23 protein-coding genes are annotated in these 16,447 nt (G+C 64.9%); 12 read left to right on the forward strand and 11 right to left on the reverse strand.

Annotated elements, in window-relative coordinates:
- The first annotated feature begins 3 nt into the window (after nucleotides 1–3).
- From LZ518_RS10205 to LZ518_RS10215, 3 genes are all read left to right on the forward strand, one after another.
- Nucleotides 4–420: a hypothetical protein gene (locus LZ518_RS10205; protein ID WP_249915885.1), complete on the forward strand. Its 417-nt coding sequence runs from the start codon at nucleotides 4–6 to the stop codon at nucleotides 418–420.
- Between the two features lie 34 nt (nucleotides 421–454).
- Nucleotides 455–979 carry a hypothetical protein gene (locus LZ518_RS10210; protein ID WP_249915886.1) on the forward strand — a complete coding sequence of 175 codons (525 nt, stop codon included), beginning with the start codon at nucleotides 455–457 and terminating at the stop codon, nucleotides 977–979.
- Nucleotides 980–1,054: 75 nt separating this feature from the next.
- Nucleotides 1,055–1,945, forward strand: coding sequence for a S1/P1 nuclease (locus tag LZ518_RS10215; RefSeq protein ID WP_249915887.1), 891 nt, complete (start codon nucleotides 1,055–1,057; stop codon nucleotides 1,943–1,945).
- Here LZ518_RS10215 and LZ518_RS10220 read toward each other — a convergent pair.
- The 3 genes from LZ518_RS10220 to LZ518_RS10230 are packed head-to-tail and all read right to left on the reverse strand — an operon-like array spanning nucleotide 1,942 to nucleotide 3,301.
- Nucleotides 1,942–2,190, reverse strand: coding sequence for a hypothetical protein (locus tag LZ518_RS10220; protein WP_249915888.1), 249 nt, complete (start codon nucleotides 2,188–2,190; stop codon nucleotides 1,942–1,944). The two genes, LZ518_RS10215 and LZ518_RS10220, sit on opposite strands and share 4 nt — an antisense overlap.
- Nucleotides 2,183–2,389, reverse strand: coding sequence for a type II toxin-antitoxin system antitoxin (locus LZ518_RS10225; protein ID WP_249915889.1), 207 nt, complete (start codon nucleotides 2,387–2,389; stop codon nucleotides 2,183–2,185). The genes LZ518_RS10220 and LZ518_RS10225 overlap by 8 nt, the downstream gene beginning before the upstream one ends.
- A 9-nt stretch (nucleotides 2,390–2,398) precedes the next feature.
- Nucleotides 2,399–3,301 (reverse strand): SPFH domain-containing protein, encoded by a 903-nt coding sequence (locus LZ518_RS10230; protein WP_249915890.1) that lies wholly within the window; start codon nucleotides 3,299–3,301, stop codon nucleotides 2,399–2,401.
- Between the two features lie 89 nt (nucleotides 3,302–3,390).
- On the opposite strand from LZ518_RS10230, the gene LZ518_RS10235 reads away from it, so the two are divergent.
- Nucleotides 3,391–4,314: an isoaspartyl peptidase/L-asparaginase family protein gene (locus LZ518_RS10235; RefSeq protein ID WP_249915891.1), complete on the forward strand. Its 924-nt coding sequence runs from the start codon at nucleotides 3,391–3,393 to the stop codon at nucleotides 4,312–4,314.
- Here LZ518_RS10235 and LZ518_RS10240 read toward each other — a convergent pair.
- The 6 genes from LZ518_RS10240 to LZ518_RS10265 are packed head-to-tail and all read right to left on the reverse strand — an operon-like array spanning nucleotide 4,290 to nucleotide 8,255.
- Complete coding sequence (locus LZ518_RS10240) at nucleotides 4,290–5,429, reverse strand: GNAT family N-acetyltransferase (protein ID WP_249915892.1); 1,140 nt, start codon at nucleotides 5,427–5,429, stop codon at nucleotides 4,290–4,292. The genes LZ518_RS10235 and LZ518_RS10240 overlap by 25 nt on opposite strands.
- On the reverse strand, nucleotides 5,410–6,204 hold the full coding sequence (locus tag LZ518_RS10245) for a glycerophosphodiester phosphodiesterase family protein (protein ID WP_348538680.1): 795 nt from the start codon (nucleotides 6,202–6,204) through the stop codon (nucleotides 5,410–5,412). Before LZ518_RS10245 ends, LZ518_RS10240 begins: the two co-directional genes overlap by 20 nt.
- The gene (locus LZ518_RS10250; protein ID WP_249915894.1) at nucleotides 6,122–6,583 is read right to left on the reverse strand and encodes a RidA family protein; all 462 of its coding nucleotides are present in this window, start codon (nucleotides 6,581–6,583) and stop codon (nucleotides 6,122–6,124) included. Before LZ518_RS10250 ends, LZ518_RS10245 begins: the two co-directional genes overlap by 83 nt.
- Before the next feature lie 33 nt (nucleotides 6,584–6,616).
- Nucleotides 6,617–7,369: an SDR family NAD(P)-dependent oxidoreductase gene (locus tag LZ518_RS10255; protein ID WP_249915895.1), complete on the reverse strand. Its 753-nt coding sequence runs from the start codon at nucleotides 7,367–7,369 to the stop codon at nucleotides 6,617–6,619.
- A complete protein-coding gene (locus tag LZ518_RS10260; protein ID WP_249915896.1) occupies nucleotides 7,366–7,980 on the reverse strand; it encodes an HAD family hydrolase in 615 nt (204 codons plus the stop codon). The genes LZ518_RS10255 and LZ518_RS10260 overlap by 4 nt, the downstream gene beginning before the upstream one ends.
- On the reverse strand, nucleotides 7,977–8,255 hold the full coding sequence (locus tag LZ518_RS10265) for a DUF3572 family protein (RefSeq protein WP_249915897.1): 279 nt from the start codon (nucleotides 8,253–8,255) through the stop codon (nucleotides 7,977–7,979). Before LZ518_RS10265 ends, LZ518_RS10260 begins: the two co-directional genes overlap by 4 nt.
- A 36-nt stretch (nucleotides 8,256–8,291) precedes the next feature.
- Between LZ518_RS10265 and LZ518_RS10270 the strand changes: the two genes are divergently transcribed.
- Entirely contained in the window at nucleotides 8,292–8,693 is a 402-nt protein-coding gene (locus LZ518_RS10270; RefSeq protein WP_249915898.1) for a response regulator, read from the forward strand.
- Here LZ518_RS10270 and LZ518_RS10275 read toward each other — a convergent pair.
- On the reverse strand, nucleotides 8,591–9,160 hold the full coding sequence (locus tag LZ518_RS10275; protein ID WP_249915899.1) for an SOS response-associated peptidase family protein: 570 nt from the start codon (nucleotides 9,158–9,160) through the stop codon (nucleotides 8,591–8,593). The genes LZ518_RS10270 and LZ518_RS10275 overlap by 103 nt on opposite strands.
- Nucleotides 9,161–9,197: 37 nt before the next feature.
- Nucleotides 9,198–10,130, reverse strand: coding sequence for a ribose-phosphate pyrophosphokinase (locus LZ518_RS10280; RefSeq protein ID WP_249915900.1), 933 nt, complete (start codon nucleotides 10,128–10,130; stop codon nucleotides 9,198–9,200).
- Nucleotides 10,131–10,230: 100 nt separating this feature from the next.
- Between LZ518_RS10280 and LZ518_RS10285 the strand changes: the two genes are divergently transcribed.
- The 7 genes from LZ518_RS10285 (at nucleotide 10,231) to LZ518_RS10315 (ending at nucleotide 16,443) form a co-directional block, all read left to right on the forward strand.
- Complete coding sequence (locus LZ518_RS10285) at nucleotides 10,231–11,892, forward strand: NAD+ synthase (RefSeq protein WP_249915901.1); 1,662 nt, start codon at nucleotides 10,231–10,233, stop codon at nucleotides 11,890–11,892.
- Between the two features lie 11 nt (nucleotides 11,893–11,903).
- Nucleotides 11,904–12,356 (forward strand): META domain-containing protein, encoded by a 453-nt coding sequence (locus LZ518_RS10290; RefSeq protein ID WP_249915902.1) that lies wholly within the window; start codon nucleotides 11,904–11,906, stop codon nucleotides 12,354–12,356.
- 36 nt (nucleotides 12,357–12,392) lie between these two features.
- Entirely contained in the window at nucleotides 12,393–13,709 is a 1,317-nt protein-coding gene (locus LZ518_RS10295; protein ID WP_249915903.1) for a glutamate--tRNA ligase, read from the forward strand.
- A gap of 94 nt (nucleotides 13,710–13,803) precedes the next feature.
- A complete protein-coding gene (locus tag LZ518_RS10300) occupies nucleotides 13,804–14,469 on the forward strand; it encodes an energy transducer TonB (protein ID WP_249915904.1) in 666 nt (221 codons plus the stop codon).
- 56 nt (nucleotides 14,470–14,525) lie between these two features.
- Nucleotides 14,526–14,849 carry a hypothetical protein gene (locus LZ518_RS10305; RefSeq protein ID WP_249915905.1) on the forward strand — a complete coding sequence of 108 codons (324 nt, stop codon included), beginning with the start codon at nucleotides 14,526–14,528 and terminating at the stop codon, nucleotides 14,847–14,849.
- Between the two features lie 25 nt (nucleotides 14,850–14,874).
- Nucleotides 14,875–15,825: a bifunctional diaminohydroxyphosphoribosylaminopyrimidine deaminase/5-amino-6-(5-phosphoribosylamino)uracil reductase RibD gene (gene ribD / locus LZ518_RS10310; protein ID WP_249915906.1), complete on the forward strand. Its 951-nt coding sequence runs from the start codon at nucleotides 14,875–14,877 to the stop codon at nucleotides 15,823–15,825.
- A gap of 15 nt (nucleotides 15,826–15,840) precedes the next feature.
- Nucleotides 15,841–16,443, forward strand: a complete 603-nt coding sequence (locus LZ518_RS10315; protein ID WP_249915907.1) for a riboflavin synthase — start codon at nucleotides 15,841–15,843, stop codon at nucleotides 16,441–16,443.
- Nucleotides 16,444–16,447 lie beyond the last annotated feature (4 nt).

Raw genomic sequence — 16,447 nt, forward strand, 5'->3', positions numbered from 1 at the left:
AATATGCCATCCAAAAATGTAAAGGTTAGGGCCACGCTGGACGATGCCGGCGGCATCGATTTCGAGATCGATGGAGTGAAGGCCAAGCATGCCCAGATGAAGCTGGACAAGGACAGCGGCGAGCATGTGCTCGACTTCATGCTGCAGGACCATACCGGCAAGGGCCTGAGGTTCGACGAACAGGACCCGATCTGGGTGGGCGAGGACTGTCCCTGTCCACCGCCGCAGGGACTCAATTCCGACCAGCTGACCGTAGTCGACTGCAAGGGCGGACGGCTGTCGGCGCGCAACGCCAACAACGGCCGCGAACGCGAGTTGCGGTATCAGCTGAACTTCGTCGCCAATGATGGGTCAAAGGCGGACTGCGATCCGATCATCCGCAATGGCGGGGGTACGACCCTGATAGGCGGCGACGTGTAAGTGGGAGACAATCAACGACAGGGGAGGCAATGAGATGGCGAATAACGGAAAACAAGTAGAGCTGATTCCCAGCAACGGGTCATCCGGCTGGAAGGTCAAACATGGCACCAACGTCGGCACCGGGCCGAGCAACTATCCCAAGGTCGATCTTCCGGCGAATTCAGGACCGCACCTCGTCATATTCAAGATCACCGATAACAATGTCAGCTCAACCGCAACGTTCAACGCGACCCTTCCGATGTGGATTCAAAAGGGAAGCACTTCCCCTACCGCGAGCGGAATGGATCCCCAGATCGCCGACTGGGCCATCTTCGACGGTGGCAAGACGCTCGTCGTGCTCGACACCAACAGCCAGGCCGGCGATCTGTCGTACCGGTTGCAGGCCGACAATTACGCGCCGATCCTCGATCCGATCATTCGCAATGGCGGGACGACGACGCCGCCGCCGTCCGGCTACGCCTACACCACCACGGAAATTGCTTCGATTGCCGGCGTCGCACTGCTGGTCGGGTTCCTCGTCGGCTTCGTCGTCAATCGAATGTTCTTCGCGAAGAAGTGAGGATCTTAGGGCGGTCCGATCGCCAGAAAGGGCTGCCCTACTAAGATGTCGCGGATTTTCGGCTAAGGGCAAGTAATGCCGAATCAGATTATTGCCGCGCTCGGCGGCCTGCTTGCCCTGTTCGCCTTTGCCGCGCCGGCCCAGGCCTATTGGGAATATGGCCATGAAAGCGTCGCGCGGATCGCCTGGCTGCAGATGCGTCCCGACAGCCGCGCCAGGGTCGCTGCGCTGCTTCGGCAGGGCAGGCTGCTGGAAACGCCCGGCTGCCCGGTGGCGACGCTGGAACAGGCCAGCGTCTGGGCCGATTGCATCAAGCCGCTGGGCGACCGCTTCGCCTACGCTTACAGCTGGCATTACCAGAACGTCGACGTGTGCAAGCCATTCGACCTGAAGTCGGCGTGCAAGGACGGCAATTGCGTATCGGCGCAGATCGAGCGCAACGCGCGGCTGCTGGCGGACAGGCAGGTGCCGGTACGCGAACGGCTGATGGCACTGGCATTCCTGACGCATTTCGTCGGCGACCTGCACCAGCCGATGCATGCCGGCGATCATGCCGACCTTGGCGGCAACAAGGTCGCCGCGACCTATGGCATCATCGCCGGCCGAACCAATCTCCACAGCATCTGGGACGGCTGGCTGGCCGAGCGCGCCATTTCGACCCCGCCGGGCGGGCCGGCGGAACTGCTCGCCCAGGTTTCAGCGGCGGATCGCGAGCGGATCGCCGGCGGCAGCGTCGAGGATTGGAGCCGGGAGATGTGGGCCAAAGCCAGGGACCTCGCTTACCAGACGCTGGTCGGAGATCCGTGCGGCGCAGGACCGGTCGAACGGCCGGTGATGGACGAGGCCAAGGTCCGGGCGCTGATTCCGGAGGTCCGGCAGGATGTCGTCGAAGGCGGGATCCGTCTGGCCCGGCTGATCGACGATGCGCTCGGCCCCGAGGCCAGGGCGCCGGGGCAGAAGCGCTAGTCGGGATCGCCGCCCCAGCGCCAGCGCATCCCGCCCTTGGTCGTCCTGGAGGCGATGACCAGGTAGAGGATCGTGGCGGGAGCGATGATCGACAACAGAATCATTGGCCGCCGGGCAAGAAAATAGGCCGTGCCAAGTACGACAATGAAATAGGCCGCCGTGACCAGCCAGCCCTGCCAGCTGATTGGCAAGGCGGTGCCATAGCCATAGCGCTTGGCTGAAAACCATTCCGGCGGGTCATCCATCCTTCTTGTCCTTCGATGGCCGGCCGCGCTTGACCGGTTGAGGCGCGTCCAATTTCACGCCGCGGGCTTTCAGCGCTTCCCTGATCAGGCACTCGACCTGGGCGTTGACCGAGCGGAGGTCCGCCGCCGCCGCGCGTTCCACCGCCGCCCAAAGGGCGGGATCGACCCGCAGCGGGTAGGCCTTGCGCTCCTCAGCCAACGCACCGGCCTATTGATAAAGGGTGCCGGTGTTGACGACGGGCTGGGTGTCGCGCTCGCCGCACAATACGACCATCAGGTTCGAGACCATCGCCGCGCGACGCTCGTCGTCGAGCTCGACGACCTTCTTCTCCGACAAGGAGGCCAAGGCCATTTCGACCATTCCGACCGCGCCGTCGACTAAGGTCCGGCGAGCGGCGACCACCGCCTGCGCCTGCTGACGGCGGAGCATCGCCCCGGCAATTTCCTGGGCATAGGCAAGATGGGTGAAGCCGCATTCGTCGACCGTGATCCCGGCGATCGAGAGGCGTTCGATCAGCTCCTTGCGGAGTTCGACCGCGACCTCGTCCAAATGGCCCCGCAGGGTCACGTCCTGGTGATCGAAATCGTCATAAGGATAGCGAGCGCCGATCTTGCGGATCGCCGCCTCGACCTGGACCCGAATGAATTCCTTATAATCGTCGACGTCGAACAGAGCCTGCGCCGTATCGACCACGCGCCAGACGATCTGCGCCGCCATTTCGATCGGGTTGCCGCGCAGGTCGTTGACCTTAATCTTGTCGGAAATGAAATTGGTCGCGCGTACCGAGACCTTCTTGCGCATTAGCCAGGGCAGCACCCAGCGAAGCCCGGTCGCGCGGTCGGTCCCTTGATAGTCGCCGAACAGGGTAATCGCCGCGGCCTGGTTGGGCTGCAGCATGTAGAAACCGCAGGCGACGAACACCAGGACGATCGGCGCGGCGATAACCGCGACGATCGCCAGCAGGCCGTCCTGCTCGTTGGCCAGCTGGGCGATCCCCCAGATCTGCACGATGATCGACAGAAGCAAGATGAACAGCATCAGATAACCGCTAGCCGTCGAGGCGGTTCGCTCGCGGCTGCTGGTCAAGGCAATGACATTCGACTCGGTCATGAAACCCTCCCTTTAATTGATATCATATTTATATCGTCTTCGATTTCCGTCAACTGGAATTGAACGACAGAGCGCGCTAGGGCCGAACGATGAGCTGGAAACTGGTGATCCACGGCGGATCGGGATCGATGAAGCGCGGCGGCCTGTCAGACGAGCTGGACGAGCTGGGCCGTGCCGGTCTCGACGCCGCCCTCGCTGCCGGATCAGCGATTCTCGGCGCGGGCGGCAGCGCGCTGGACGCGGTCGAGGCGGCGGCCAGGGTGCTTGAGGAAGACGCCTGCTTCAATGCCGGCCGGGGCAGCGTCCTGGCCTATGACGGCCATGTCGAGCTGGACGCGGCGATCATGGACGGCCGCGACCGACGATGCGGAGCCGTGGCGGGACTCAAGTCGACCCGGGCTCCGATCAGCGCAGCGCGCGCAGTGATGGAGCAAAGCCCGCATGTTTTGATGAGCTATGACGGCGCCGACGATTTTGCCTGCGAGGCCGGGCTGGAGCAGGTGCCCAACCGCTGGTTCGTGACGCCCGAGCGGCGGCGGCAGCTGGACGAGCTTTTGGCCAGCGGCAGCCAGGCATTCGATGCCGACATCAAATATGGGACCGTCGGCGCGGTTGCGGTCGACCGGGCAGGCCATGTCGCGGCGGCAACTTCTACCGGCGGGCTGACCGCCAAGCGCTGGGGTCGGATCGGCGATTCGCCGCTGATCGGCGCCGGCACCTATGCCGACGACCGGGCCGCGGCGGTCAGCGCAACAGGACTTGGCGAAGTGTTTATCCGCGCCGCGGCCGCGCATGAGCTATGCGCTCGGGTCCGCCTGGGCGGTGCCGGCATCCGGGAGGCACTCGACGGCGTGCTGGCCGAGGTCAAGGCGCTGGGCGGCAATGGCGGGCTGATCGCTGTGTCACCGGCGGGCGATGCCGCCTGGGGCTTCACCACGCCGGGCATGTACCGCGGAATCGCCGGACCCGAAGGCCGGCAGGTCGCGATCTATGATGAAGAGTCGGAGCGATAGGGCAGCGCGGCCCTCGCCCATTCAAATTCCAGTCGGACAGCTTCCCGCTCGCGGACCAGGAAATCCTCGACCGCGCGGTGAAAACCTGGGTCCGGCAGGAAATGGACCGATGGCGTCACCACCGGCTCATAGCCGCGAGCGAGCTTATGCTCGCCTTGCGCACCGGCCTGGATCGTCTTCAAGCCATGTTCGATCACCCAATCGATGGCGCGGTAGTAGCTTAGCTCGAAGTGCAGGAAGGGCCGATCCTCGGCCGCGCCCCAATAGCGGCCATACAAGGTATCCCGGCCGATGAAATTGAGCGCCCCGGCGATTGGCCGGCCTTCGCCAAGCGCAAGGAACATTAGCGCCGAATTGCCCATCGCGGCGCCGACCTCGTCGAAAAACGCCCGGGTCAGGTAAGGCCGGCCCCATTTGCGGGCGCCGGTGTGCTGGTAGAAACTCCACATCGCATCCCAATGTGTCCGTTCGATCTCGCCACCCCGCAGCGTCACGATCTCGAGGCCCTCGACCGCTGCCGCGCGTTCCTTGCGGATGGCCTTGCGCTTGCGGCTCGAAAGGACGGCGAGGAAATCATCGAAGCCGGCATAGCCGCGGTTGAACCAGTGGAACTGCAGCCCGTCGCGGCGCAGCCAGCCGCGCGTTTCGGCGGCCTTCGATTCTTCTGCCGTCAGGAAGGTGATGTGGGCCGACGACAGGCTGTTCTGGACCGTCACCGTTTCCAGCGCGGCGAGCAGCGCATTCTTGTCGCCGCCAAGTAGGCGGGGGCCGACGCAGGGCGTAAACGGAATCGCCACCTGCAACTTGGGATAATAATTGCCGCCGGCGCGCTCCCACGCATCGGCCCAGCCATGATCGAACACATATTCGCCCTGGCTGTGGGACTTGAGATAGGCCGGTGCGGCGGCGGTCACGCGCCCTTCGCGTTCGACCATAACCGGGAGCGGCGTCCAGCCGCTGCCCTCGCCGACGCTGCCCGATTCCTCGAGCAGGGCGAGAAAGGCGTGGCCGGAAAATGGGTCGTCCGATCCGGCCAGGCCGTTCCATCGATCGGCAGCGAGGCCGGCGACCCCAGCCGCAATCCGGGCAACGATTTCAGCTTCGCGGTCGGCCATCGCCTTCCCAGATAAGCGCATCGGCGTGAATTTCAGCTGTCTGACGATCGGCCGGGGTGCGAATGGTCCAGCTGTAAACCCATTTCGATCGACGTTGCCTGGCAACCCACGGTCGAGTGATCACACCGCAATCGACCGCCAGGAATTGCGCCGAGCTGGCACGGATGCAGCGCCAACGATTGAACGCCGATGCTTTGCGCGAAATGACCAGACCGCGGCGGATATGTGGCGCGTGGCATTCAAGCCATTTGCCGACGGCAGGCTCGAAACTCATCACTCCGACCGGGCCGTCGTAAACCGCGAGGTCGGTGGCTACTTCCTCAGCGAGTTTCGCGGCGTTGCCTCCACGGCATTTCAACTCAATCAGCAACGGCGACTTGCCACGCACCACATCCAGCAATTGGTACAGCGAAGGAATATGCTCGTTAGTGCCGAGCAGGCGCTGACCCGTCAGCAATGCTCCAGGGGTCGCCTCGACAGAAAGGGCAGACGCGCAAAGCCGCTTCAGATCGTGGTCGTGGAAGATCACGACCTTGCCGTCGCTCGACAAGCGCACGTCGCACTCAATTCCCGCCCCCGCGTCGATCGCGGCGCGGAACGCAGCCAGGCTGTTCTCGGGAACGCCCGGACCGTGGAGCCCGCGATGCGCGAACCCCGGCGGCCCCGGATCTAACGGGTCGGTTTTTGACCCCCTATTGTTTGACGGCGACGACCGCATCCACCTCGACCGCGACGCCGAGAGGCAGAACCGGCACGCCGACCGCCGAACGGGCATGGCGCCCGGCCTCGCCGAACACCTCCTGCATTAGCTCCGAGGCACCGTTGGCGACCTTCGGCTGGTCGGTGAAATCGCCATGCGAATTGACGAACACGCCGAGTTTGACGATCCGCCCGACCCGGTCGAGCGAGCCAAGCGCGGCCTTCATCTGGGCCAGCAGCATGATGCCGCAACGCCGCGCGGCCGCCTGGCCCGCATCCAGGTCAACGTCTTCGCCCAGCCGGCCTTTGATCAGGCTGCCATCCTCGGCAAAGCTGATCTGGCCGCTGATATGCAGCAGGCCATTGGCCTCGACCGCGGGCACATAGGAAGCGACCGGAGCAGCCGGTTCGGGAAGGGTGATGCCGAGTTCGGCGAGGCGCTGTTCAATGCTCATGGCTTCGGCCTAAAGACCCGAAGCGGCGCCCGGTCAACCCTCGTTCCGGTGGACCGCGAAGCCGGCCCAACTCTGGTTGACCGGCATCAGCTCCAGAGCATTTATGTTGAGGTGCGGCGGAAGGGTCGCGACCCACCAGATGGTGCCGGCAATATCCTCCGCAGTCATCGGGTCCATATTGGCGTAGAGCGCGTCGCTCGCCGCCTGGTCTCCGCCGGTCCGGACCAGCGTGAATTCGGTTTCGACCATGCCCGGATCGATCGTGGTCACCCGGACGCCGGTACCGGCCAGGTCACAGCGCAGCCCCAATGAGAATTGGCGAACGAACGCCTTGGTCCCGGCATAGACTGCGCCGCCGCGATAGGGGTAGGTCGCCGCGACCGAGGCGAGGTTGATGACCGCGCCCTTGCGGGCGATCAGCCCGGGCAGAAGCGCGCGGGTCAGCGCCACCAGCCCGGTGACATTGGTATCGATGGCAACATCGAGCGGGTCCTGCTCTGCGTCTTGCAAATTGCTCATCGGCGGAGCGAGCCCGGCATTGTTGAGCAGCAGGTCGATTGCCCGATAGCGATCGGGCAACGAGGCCAGCGTGGTTTCGAAATCAGCCGGCCTCAGCATGTCCAGCGCCAGCGGATAAAAGAAATCGCCGAGTTCGGTAGCCAGCTCGTCCAGCCGGTCGCGGCGCCGCCCGGTGCCGACCACCTGCCAGCCTTCGCCGGCAAACTTGCGCGCGGCTGCTGCACCGATTCCGGCTGTGGCTCCAGTGATGAAGACAGTTTTCGTCATTCGCTAGTCAGCCTTTCCAAAATCCAGCCGCAAGCCGTCGGCCAATCGTCGATCCGGGCATGGGCCTGCTCGGCCGCCGGAACGGCCGGGGCAAGCAGCGGCTCCGCCACCATGTGCAGCCGATAGACCTCCGGCGCATGTTCCGCGACCGAAGCGTGATGGACCGGCAAATCGTCGACGAAGACCGTAGTTCCGGCATTGTAGCGGTCGATGATGGCCTTGGCGGGAACGCCCTTGCCGCCCCGGTTGCATACGACTTCGTGATTAATGCCGTGGCTGGCGAGCTGGTCGACCCGCCAGGGATGGGCCTCGTCGCCCAAATTGGTGAGGATGACGATGTTCGCTACTTCTCCGATCCGGCCCAGCGCCTCGAGCGCGCCCGGCACCAGCGTTTGGCGGTGCATCTCGCCCTGGAAGAATTCGGTCAGCAGCGGCCACACCCGGTCTTCGGCCACCAGCTCGCCTGTCGCGCGGTGAGTCAAAGCCTCGCGGAACTGGCCGGTTTCAAACGCGAAGCGGATGTCGTGCTTCTCGCCCAGCCAGGCGTCAAAATGGGACACCATGTGGAGCAGCACTTCGTCGCAATCGGTGATCAGGAGAGGTCGCTTCAACGTTCCAGCTCCATCCGCGCAGTCACAAGCATTTCTGGTTTAGTTCCAATAGTTTGAGCTACTTCGACGAGGTCCGGCTCATGCGCTTCCAGAAAGGCCAGGGCGGCAGCCAGCAAGCGCCGCTCGCCGGCCCGGGCGCGAAGCTCGTCCGCATCCAATCCGGTTAGGTCAAGGAACCTCCGCGCGCGCCGTTCGTCGGTCAGTGTCGCTGCCAGCGCGGCAAGGGCCAGCGCTTCGGCATCGCCGGGTTCATTGTTTGTCCTGTGGCTTAACATCGCCTATCTGCGGTTTTCGAGCATTCGGGGGTATGAGTGGCCAAGATCCTGGTTGTCGAGGACAATGCCCTCAACATCAAGTTGTTCTGCGACTTGCTGACCGCGCATGGCCATCAAACCGAGCCGGTAACCGACAGCCGCGAGGCGCTGCAAGCGGCGCTGGCATTTCTCCCTGACCTGGTCATCACCGACATTCAGCTGCCTTACATTACCGGCATCGAGTTGATGGAGCTGCTCCGCGCCGAGGACGAATTGAAGAATGTGCCGATCATGGCGGTGACCGCCTATGCCGCCGCCGGCGATGAGGAGCGGATCCGCGCGGCAGGGGCGCAGGCCTATGTCTCCAAGCCGATTTCGGTGATGCGCTTCGCCGAAACGGTCGACCAGCTGCTGGCCGCGGGAAGCAACGTCGAAGGGTCGAGCCAGGACAACCAGTGATCGGGCCGCGGCAGGATGATCTGCCGGTTATGAATTACGGCGACCTCGGGGCTGGGCTCGGCGGTTAGCAGGCTGAACGCCTCGCCTACCTCGGCATGAGTCTGGGTGACGGCCGCGATCCCCAGCAAGCCACCCTCGACCGGCGAGAACAACCATTTGTTCTTGCGCTTGGCCTTGGGATCGTCGGGCTTGGTGAATTCATAGAAGCCGTCGGCGATGGCCAGGCAGCGCCTGGTAAAGCTGCGCCCTTCGGAGCGGAGATTGAACACCGGCTTGCCGTGCGTACCCGGCCAGCTCCAGCGGCGGATGACCAGTTCCAGCCCGCCGTCCTTGCCCATACGCACGATCGGCGCGGGGTCGGTAATCCGGATGTCGGTCGGCTGAAGATTTGGGATTCCTTCAGGGAAGCCAAGCTGCAGTCCCTGCTCGGCAAACAATTGGCGGATCGCGTCAGCTCCCTTGTGCAAGCGGTAGAGATTGCACATCGAAAGGGTCGCCCGCGGCCTAGTCGAACAGGCTGGAGACCGAAGTCTCGTCGGCGATGCGGTGGATCGCTTCACCGAACAGCGGCGCGATGGTCAGGCGGCGCAGCTTGCCGCCTTCTTCCATGCCTTCGCGGTAGATGGAGTCGGTGACGACCAGCTCGGTCAGCACGCTGGCCGCGACGCGGGCAATGGCGGCGCCGGACAGCACGCCATGGCTGCAGTAAGCGATGACTTCGGTCGCGCCCTGATCCTTCAATGCGGCGGCGGCGTTGCACAGCGTGCCGGCGCTATCGACGATATCGTCGACCAGGATGCAGCAATGACCCTCGACGTCGCCGATGATGTTCATCACCTCGGATTCGCCGGCCCGTTCGCGGCGCTTGTCGACGATCGCCAGTGGGGCGTTGTCGAGCCGCTTGGCAAGGCTTCGGGCCCGAACCACGCCGCCGACGTCCGGAGAGACAACCATCAGCTTTTTGCCGCCATGGCGCGCCTGAATATCGGCGGCCATCACCGGCGCCGCCCACAAATTGTCGGTCGGGATATCGAAGAAGCCCTGGATCTGGCCGGCATGGAGATCCATCGTCAGCACCCGATCAGCCCCGGCGACGGTGATGAGGTTGGCGACCAGCTTGGCCGAGATCGGCGTGCGCGGCCCCGGTTTCCGGTCCTGCCGGGCATAGCCGAAATAGGGGATGACCGCGGTGATCCGCTTGGCCGATGCGCGCTTCAACGCGTCGATGCAGATCAGCAGCTCCATCAGATTGTCGTTGGTCGGGTAGCTTGTCGACTGGACCACGAACACATCCTCGCCCCGGACATTTTCCTGAATCTCGACGAACACTTCCTCGTCGGCGAAGCGGCGGACGCTGGCGTCGGTCAGCGGCAGCTCGAGATAGTCGGCGATCGCCCGCGCCAGCGGCAGGTTCGAATTCCCGGCGAGCAATTTCATAAATGACGATCCCGTTTCGGCCCCGATAGCCGCCCCTTAGAAAGCGGGGCGAGATTGGGCAAGGTTGCGAAAGGGCGGCTGCGCGCTAAATCGGATGCACGTGACCGACAATCTTCGCATCGCCCTATGCCAGATAGGCCAGCGGATCGGCGACCTTGCCGGAAATGCCGAGGCAATGCTCGAATGGCGGGCGAAGGCCGCGGACGAGGGCGCCGATTTGGTTATGATGCCGGAGCTCCAGCTCGTCGGCTATCCGCCCGAGGATCTGGTGCTGAAGCCCGAATTCGTCCGCCAGACGATGGAAGCGGCGGAGCGGCTGGTCGACGCGACCGCCGATGGCGGGCCGGCGCTGCTGTTCGGTAGCGTCCATTCCGACGAGGGCGTCAATTACAACGCGATGATTCTGGCCGAGGGCGGCAGGGTGGTCGGCCGGACCTTGAAGCATGAGCTGCCCAATTACGGCACGTTCGACGAGAAGCGGATCTTCGCCCAGGGCCCGCTGCCCGAGCCGATCCAGATCGGCAATTTGAAGCTGGGCGTGCCGATCTGCGAGGACATCTGGCTGGAATCGGTCTGCCAGCATCTCGCTTCGGCGGGCGCTGACCTGCTGCTGGTCCCCAATGGCAGTCCGTTCGAGGTCGACAAGGACGACCAGCGGCAGCGGCTGGTGCGCGACAGGGTGGTCGAGACCGGCCTGCCGATGGTCTATCTGAACCGGGTCGGCGGGCAGGACGAGCTGGTGTTCGACGGGTCGAGTTTCGTCACCAACGATGACGGCCAGATCGCGGTGCAGATGCCCGATTTCGAGGAGGCGATGGCGCTGACCGACTGGGTCAGAACCGCCAACGGGTGGCGCTGCGAGCCGGGCGAGCGCGCGACGCTCTCGCCCTATCCCGAGGACATCTATCGGGCGATGATGGTCGCGCTGCGCGACTATGTCGGCGCGAACGGCTTCCCGGGCGTGATCCTAGGCCTGTCGGGCGGGATCGACAGCGCGCTGTCGGCGGCGGTGGCGGTCGATGCGCTTGGCGCCGACAAGGTGTGGTGCGTGATGCTGCCGTCGAAATATACCAGCGACGAGAGCCTGGAGGATGCGGCCGAATGCGCCAAGCTGCTGCGCGTGCGCCATGACGTTATCCCGATCGTGCCCGGCGTCGGCGCCCTCGACGAGATGCTGGCGCGTTGCTTCGACGGCGACAACAGCGGGATCGCAGCCGAGAATATCCAGTCGCGGCTGAGGATGGTGACGCTGATGGGGCTGAGCAACAAGTTCGGCCACATGCTGCTGACCACCGGCAACAAGAGCGAGATGAGCGTCGGCTATGCCACGCTCTACGGCGACATGGCCGGCGGCTATTCGGTGCTGAAGGACGCTTATAAGACCACCTGCTTCGCGCTGTCGCGCTGGCGCAACGCCAACCGGCCCAAGGACGGCCTGGGCCCGCCAGGCCCGGTGATGCCGCAGCGGGTGATCGACAAGCCGCCGACCGCCGAGCTTCGCCCCAACCAGAAGGATGAGGACAGTCTGCCGCCCTATGCACTGCTCGACCGGATCCTGGAGGCGCTGGTCGAGAAGGAATTGTCGGTGCGCGAGACGGTGGCGGTGACGGGCGCCAGCCAGGAAGTCGTTGCGGACATTGAGAAGAAGCTGCTGCGCGCCGAATATAAACGGCGGCAGGCCCCGCCCGGGGTCAAGCTCGGCACCCGCAATTTCGGCCGCGACCGGCGCTATCCGATCACCAACGCCTTCCACACCAGTTAAAGAGGAAGTTCATGTCGCGTTTCATGACGATTTGCGCGCTGCTGCTTGTTGCCGCCTGCGGCCGACAGGAAAATGAAAGTCCGGCCGCGTCGAATGAGGTCGGGCAGACGCCCAGGGCCGAGCCTGCCCCGGCGACGCCGATGCTTGAAGGTGCCTGGCGGCTGGCCAAGATCGACGGAACGCCGGTTGAGGGTGGGTCGTCGGCGGTGGCCACTTTCGAGAACGGCCGGCTTCGCGTGGCGGCAGGCTGCAACGGCCGCGGCTGGACCTTCACCCAGAAGCGCAACATCGTCAGTTTCGCCGGCCTGGCCGGCGCAAGCTCCAATTGTGGTTCGCTGCCGACGGTCGACCAGGAACGGGCCTTTCACGCGATCGACCGGGCAACCATCGCTCTTTTCGACCAGGAAGGGCGCGAGGCGACGCTGTCCGGCGATGGCGGCAACATAACGCTCTCGCGGCGCTAGCCATTGTCGCATGGGCGGTGATAGGGGCTGCGGCCCATGACTGTAGTAACCCGTTTCGCTCCATCGCCGACCGGCCGGCTCCATGTCGGCAATATCCGCACGGCGCTGCACAATGCGCTGTTCGCGATGAAGCATGGCGGGCGATTCCTGCTGAGGATCGACGACACCGACCTTGAGCGGTCGACCGAGGAGTTCGCGAGGGCGATCGTCGACGACCTCGAGTGGCTGGGGCTGAAGCCCGATGCGATGGTTCGGCAATCCGATCGGTTCGACCTGTACGAGCGGCAGTTCGAGCGACTGAGAGAGGCCGGCCGGGTCTATGCCTGCTACGAAACGCCTGAGGAGCTGGAGCTCCGGCGCAAGGTGCTGCTCGGCCGCGGGCTGCCCCCGGTCTATGAGCGCAAGCCGGAAGGATCGCCGGTCCCGGACGGCGTCGCTCCGCATTGGCGGTTCAGGCTGGTACATGACGCGGCTATTGAATTCGACGATCTGGTCCGTGGCCATCAGAAGTTCGATCCCAGGTTGATCAGCGATCCTGTCATTCGTCGCGCCGACAGCAGCTGGCTCTATCTGCTGCCGAGCGTGATCGACGACATCGACCTTGGGGTGACCCATATCGTCCGCGGCGAGGACCATGTGTCCAACAGCGCGGTCCAGATCCAGATGTTCGAGGCGCTGGGCGCCAAGCCCGCCACCTTCGCCCATGAAGCGCTGCTGGTGGCGGCGGAGGGCAAGCTGTCGAAACGGCTGGGCTCTTATGGTGCCGAGCATTTGCGCGAGGAGGGCGTCGAGCCGATGGCGCTGCTGTCCCTGCTTGCGCGCATCGGCACGTCGGAACCGGTCGAAGCGATCGCCAGCCTCGGACAGCTCGCGGCGACGTTCGATTTCGCGCATTTCGGACGCGCCCCGGCCCACTTCGACCCGCACGACGTCGAGCTGCTCAATGCCAAGCTGCTGCATCACCTGGATTATGCCGACGTCGCTGGCCGGCTGCCCGAATCGATCGGTGAGGCGGAGTGGCTGGTGCTGCGCGGCAATCTGGCGCGAATCGCCGAAGCCGGGGAATGGGTGCCGGTGCTGCACTGCCTGATCGCGCCGCCTGAAGTCGAAGCCGAGGACCGGCCCCTGATCGAGGAAGCGGCCCGGCTGGCCGAGACCCTCGATTGGAATGCCGACCCGTGGCACGCGCTGACCGACGCGTTGAAAGCGTCGACCGGCCGCAAGGGGCGAGCACTGTTCCGGCCGCTCCGCCTTGCACTGACCGCGCGTGAGTCCGGGCCGGAGATGGGCCCGCTGCTCAAACTGATCGGCAAGGAACGAGCGCTCGAACGGCTGACCGCCGCGGCGGGCTAGGTGCAAGACGCGTAATTCCTTGCTTGCGGACTCCCCGCTTGCGGATTTGATGTAATGATGTAACATTGCATTCCTCGATGGTAGGAGAGATGCGATGCTTGCCTATGCCGCCGACAGCCCAAGAACCGCAGAGCGGACCGGCTCCCCGAAAGCCCTGACCCTGATCGTCGCCGGCCATGCGCTGGCGCTGGCCGCGGTGCTGACCGCCAGGCCGGAAATCATTGAGCGGATGCTTCCCAAGCCCATCACGGTGGTCGACGTGCGGGTGCCGCCCCCAGAGCCTGCGGAACAGGTCAAGCCGCTGCCCCGCCGGCCCATCACTCAGCCTTCGTTCATCGACCAGGAGCGACCAATCATCGACATGGGCCAGCAATTGCAAACCCAGATCGACACCGACCCGTCCATCGCCGACATTGGCGCGGTGATCGGCAGCGGTCCGACCATCGCCATCGATCCGCCCCGCCATGTGCCGGTGATGACCGGGCCGCGACTGGCGACGTCGGAAGAGTCGCTGAAGCCCCCCTATCCCAACGATAAGCTTCGCGCCGAAGAAGAGGCGACACTGCGCCTCAAGCTGACGATCGATGCGCGCGGCCGGGTGACGGCGGTCGATCCCGTCGGGGCCGCGGATCCCAGCTTCCTTGCCGCGGCGCGCAAGCATATTATCCGCAGCTGGCGCTACAAGCCGGCGACGGAGGATGGAGTGGCGATACCGACGACCACAATGATATCCCTGAGCTTCCGCCTGGAGGATGTGTGAGCATCGCCATTGCGCGGGGCTGGCACAACACCGCCCCGCGTCCTATTTACGCAGGCATGGCAATCCTTCCCCCAATGGTCGGCCCCCGCGCGGCGCTGAGGGACCTCACGGCATTCCTTCGGCAGCGCAGCCAGGAGCAGCTGATCGCCGCCGCCCTGGCAGTATTGGTGACGATCATCATCGTCATCATTTTCTTCGTCGATTCGAAGATCAACACCGCACCGCCGCCGCAGGTGGTCTACGTCGAAAGTTACGGCCCCGACCGGACCGACGCCCAGATCATCGCCGACCAGAAGAAGGCGTCGGAGGAACGGCGCAAGGCCGAACAGGCGCGCCAGGAAGAGTTCAAGAAGCTCGAGAAGAAATTCGGCATTGAGTGATCGCCGCTTGAGCGATGGGGGCTGGATGAAGGAGGCCGTGCGGCTGGGCGAGGCCGCTCGCGGCCGTTCCGCGCCCAACCCCAATGTCGGTTGCGTCATCGTCGATGACGGCAAGATCGTCGGCCAGGGCGCCACTGCCCCGGGCGGGCGTCCGCATGCCGAAGCGGTGGCGCTGAAGCAGGCGGGCAAGAAGGCCAGGGGAGCGACGCTCTATACGACGCTGGAGCCCTGCGCCCATGCCAGCGAGCGCGGCCCGACCTGTGCCGCGATCATCCCGGCAGCGGGCATTGCCCGGGTCGTCATCGGCATCATGGATCCCGATCCGCGCACCTCGGGCCATGGCACCCGCATGCTGAGGAAGGCCGGCGTCGAGGTGAAGTCGGGCGTGGCCAGGCAAGCCGCGCGCGACAGCATGTCGGGCTATCTGAGCCGGATCGAGCGCGGCCGGCCGCGCATCACGCTGAAGCTGGCGTTGTCGATCGACGGCAAGGTCGCGCTGCCTTCGGGCGAGAGCAAATGGATCACCGGCGAAGATGCTCGTGCCCATGTCCACCTGGAACGCGCGCACAGCGACATGATCCTGGTCGGGCGCGGAACCTATCAGGCCGACAAGCCGAAGCTGGACGTTCGCCTGCCAGGGCTGGAGCAATGGTCGCCGAGGCGAGCCCTGCTGACCAGCGGCGAAGCGGTCGCCGGCTGGGAAATCCTTGGATCTCCGCAGGATGTCTATCGACTTCATGACGTCAACGACCTGCTGGTTGAGGGCGGATCGGCGACCGCCACTGCCTTCCTTGCGGCCGATCTGGTCGATCGCATCCTGATCTATCGCGCCCCGATCCTGGTCGGCGAGGGCAAGCAGAGCCTCGGCTATATCGGGCTCGACGCGATCGCCGACGCGCACGGACGCTGGCGGGCCAGCGACGGTGCCCGGCTTGGCATCGACCGGCTCGAAGTCTACGAGCGCGTCCGCGAATAGGAGACGCGAGCGCGCATGTTCACCGGCATCATCACCGACATCGGGACCGTACGCAGCGTCGAACAGCGCGGCGACCTCAAGCTCATCATCGGCTGCGGCTATGACATGGACAGCGTCGACATGGGCGCGTCGATCAGCTGCTCGGGCGCCTGCCTGACGGTGGTCGACAAGGGCGCCGACTGGTTCTCAGTCGACGTGAGCCAGGAAACAGTGTCGAAGACCGCGCCGGGCCTGTGGACCGACGGCGCGCGGCTGAACCTGGAGCGGGCGCTTCGGGTCGGCGACGAGATTGGCGGGCATATCGTCACCGGCCATGTCGATGCGGTCGCCGATGTGACGCGGGCAGAGGAAAAGGGCGGCAGCATCGACCTGACGATCGAGGCGCCGCGTGCGCTGGGCGGGGGCATCGCGGCCAAAGGCTCGATCTGCCTCGACGGCGTGTCGCTGACGGTCAACGAGGTGGAGGACGCGGGCGACATCACCCGCTTCACCGTCAACCTCATTCCTCACACCGCCGACCACACCACGCTGGGCGGGATCGCGGCGGGGCGGAAGCTCAACCTCGAGATCGACGTGCTGGCGCGCTACCTCAAGCGGATGGCCGAGGCGCGGGCATAGGGGC

The organism is Sphingomonas brevis, from assembly GCF_023516505.1.
In the GTDB taxonomy this organism is placed as follows: Bacteria; Pseudomonadota; Alphaproteobacteria; order Sphingomonadales; family Sphingomonadaceae; genus Sphingomicrobium; species Sphingomicrobium breve.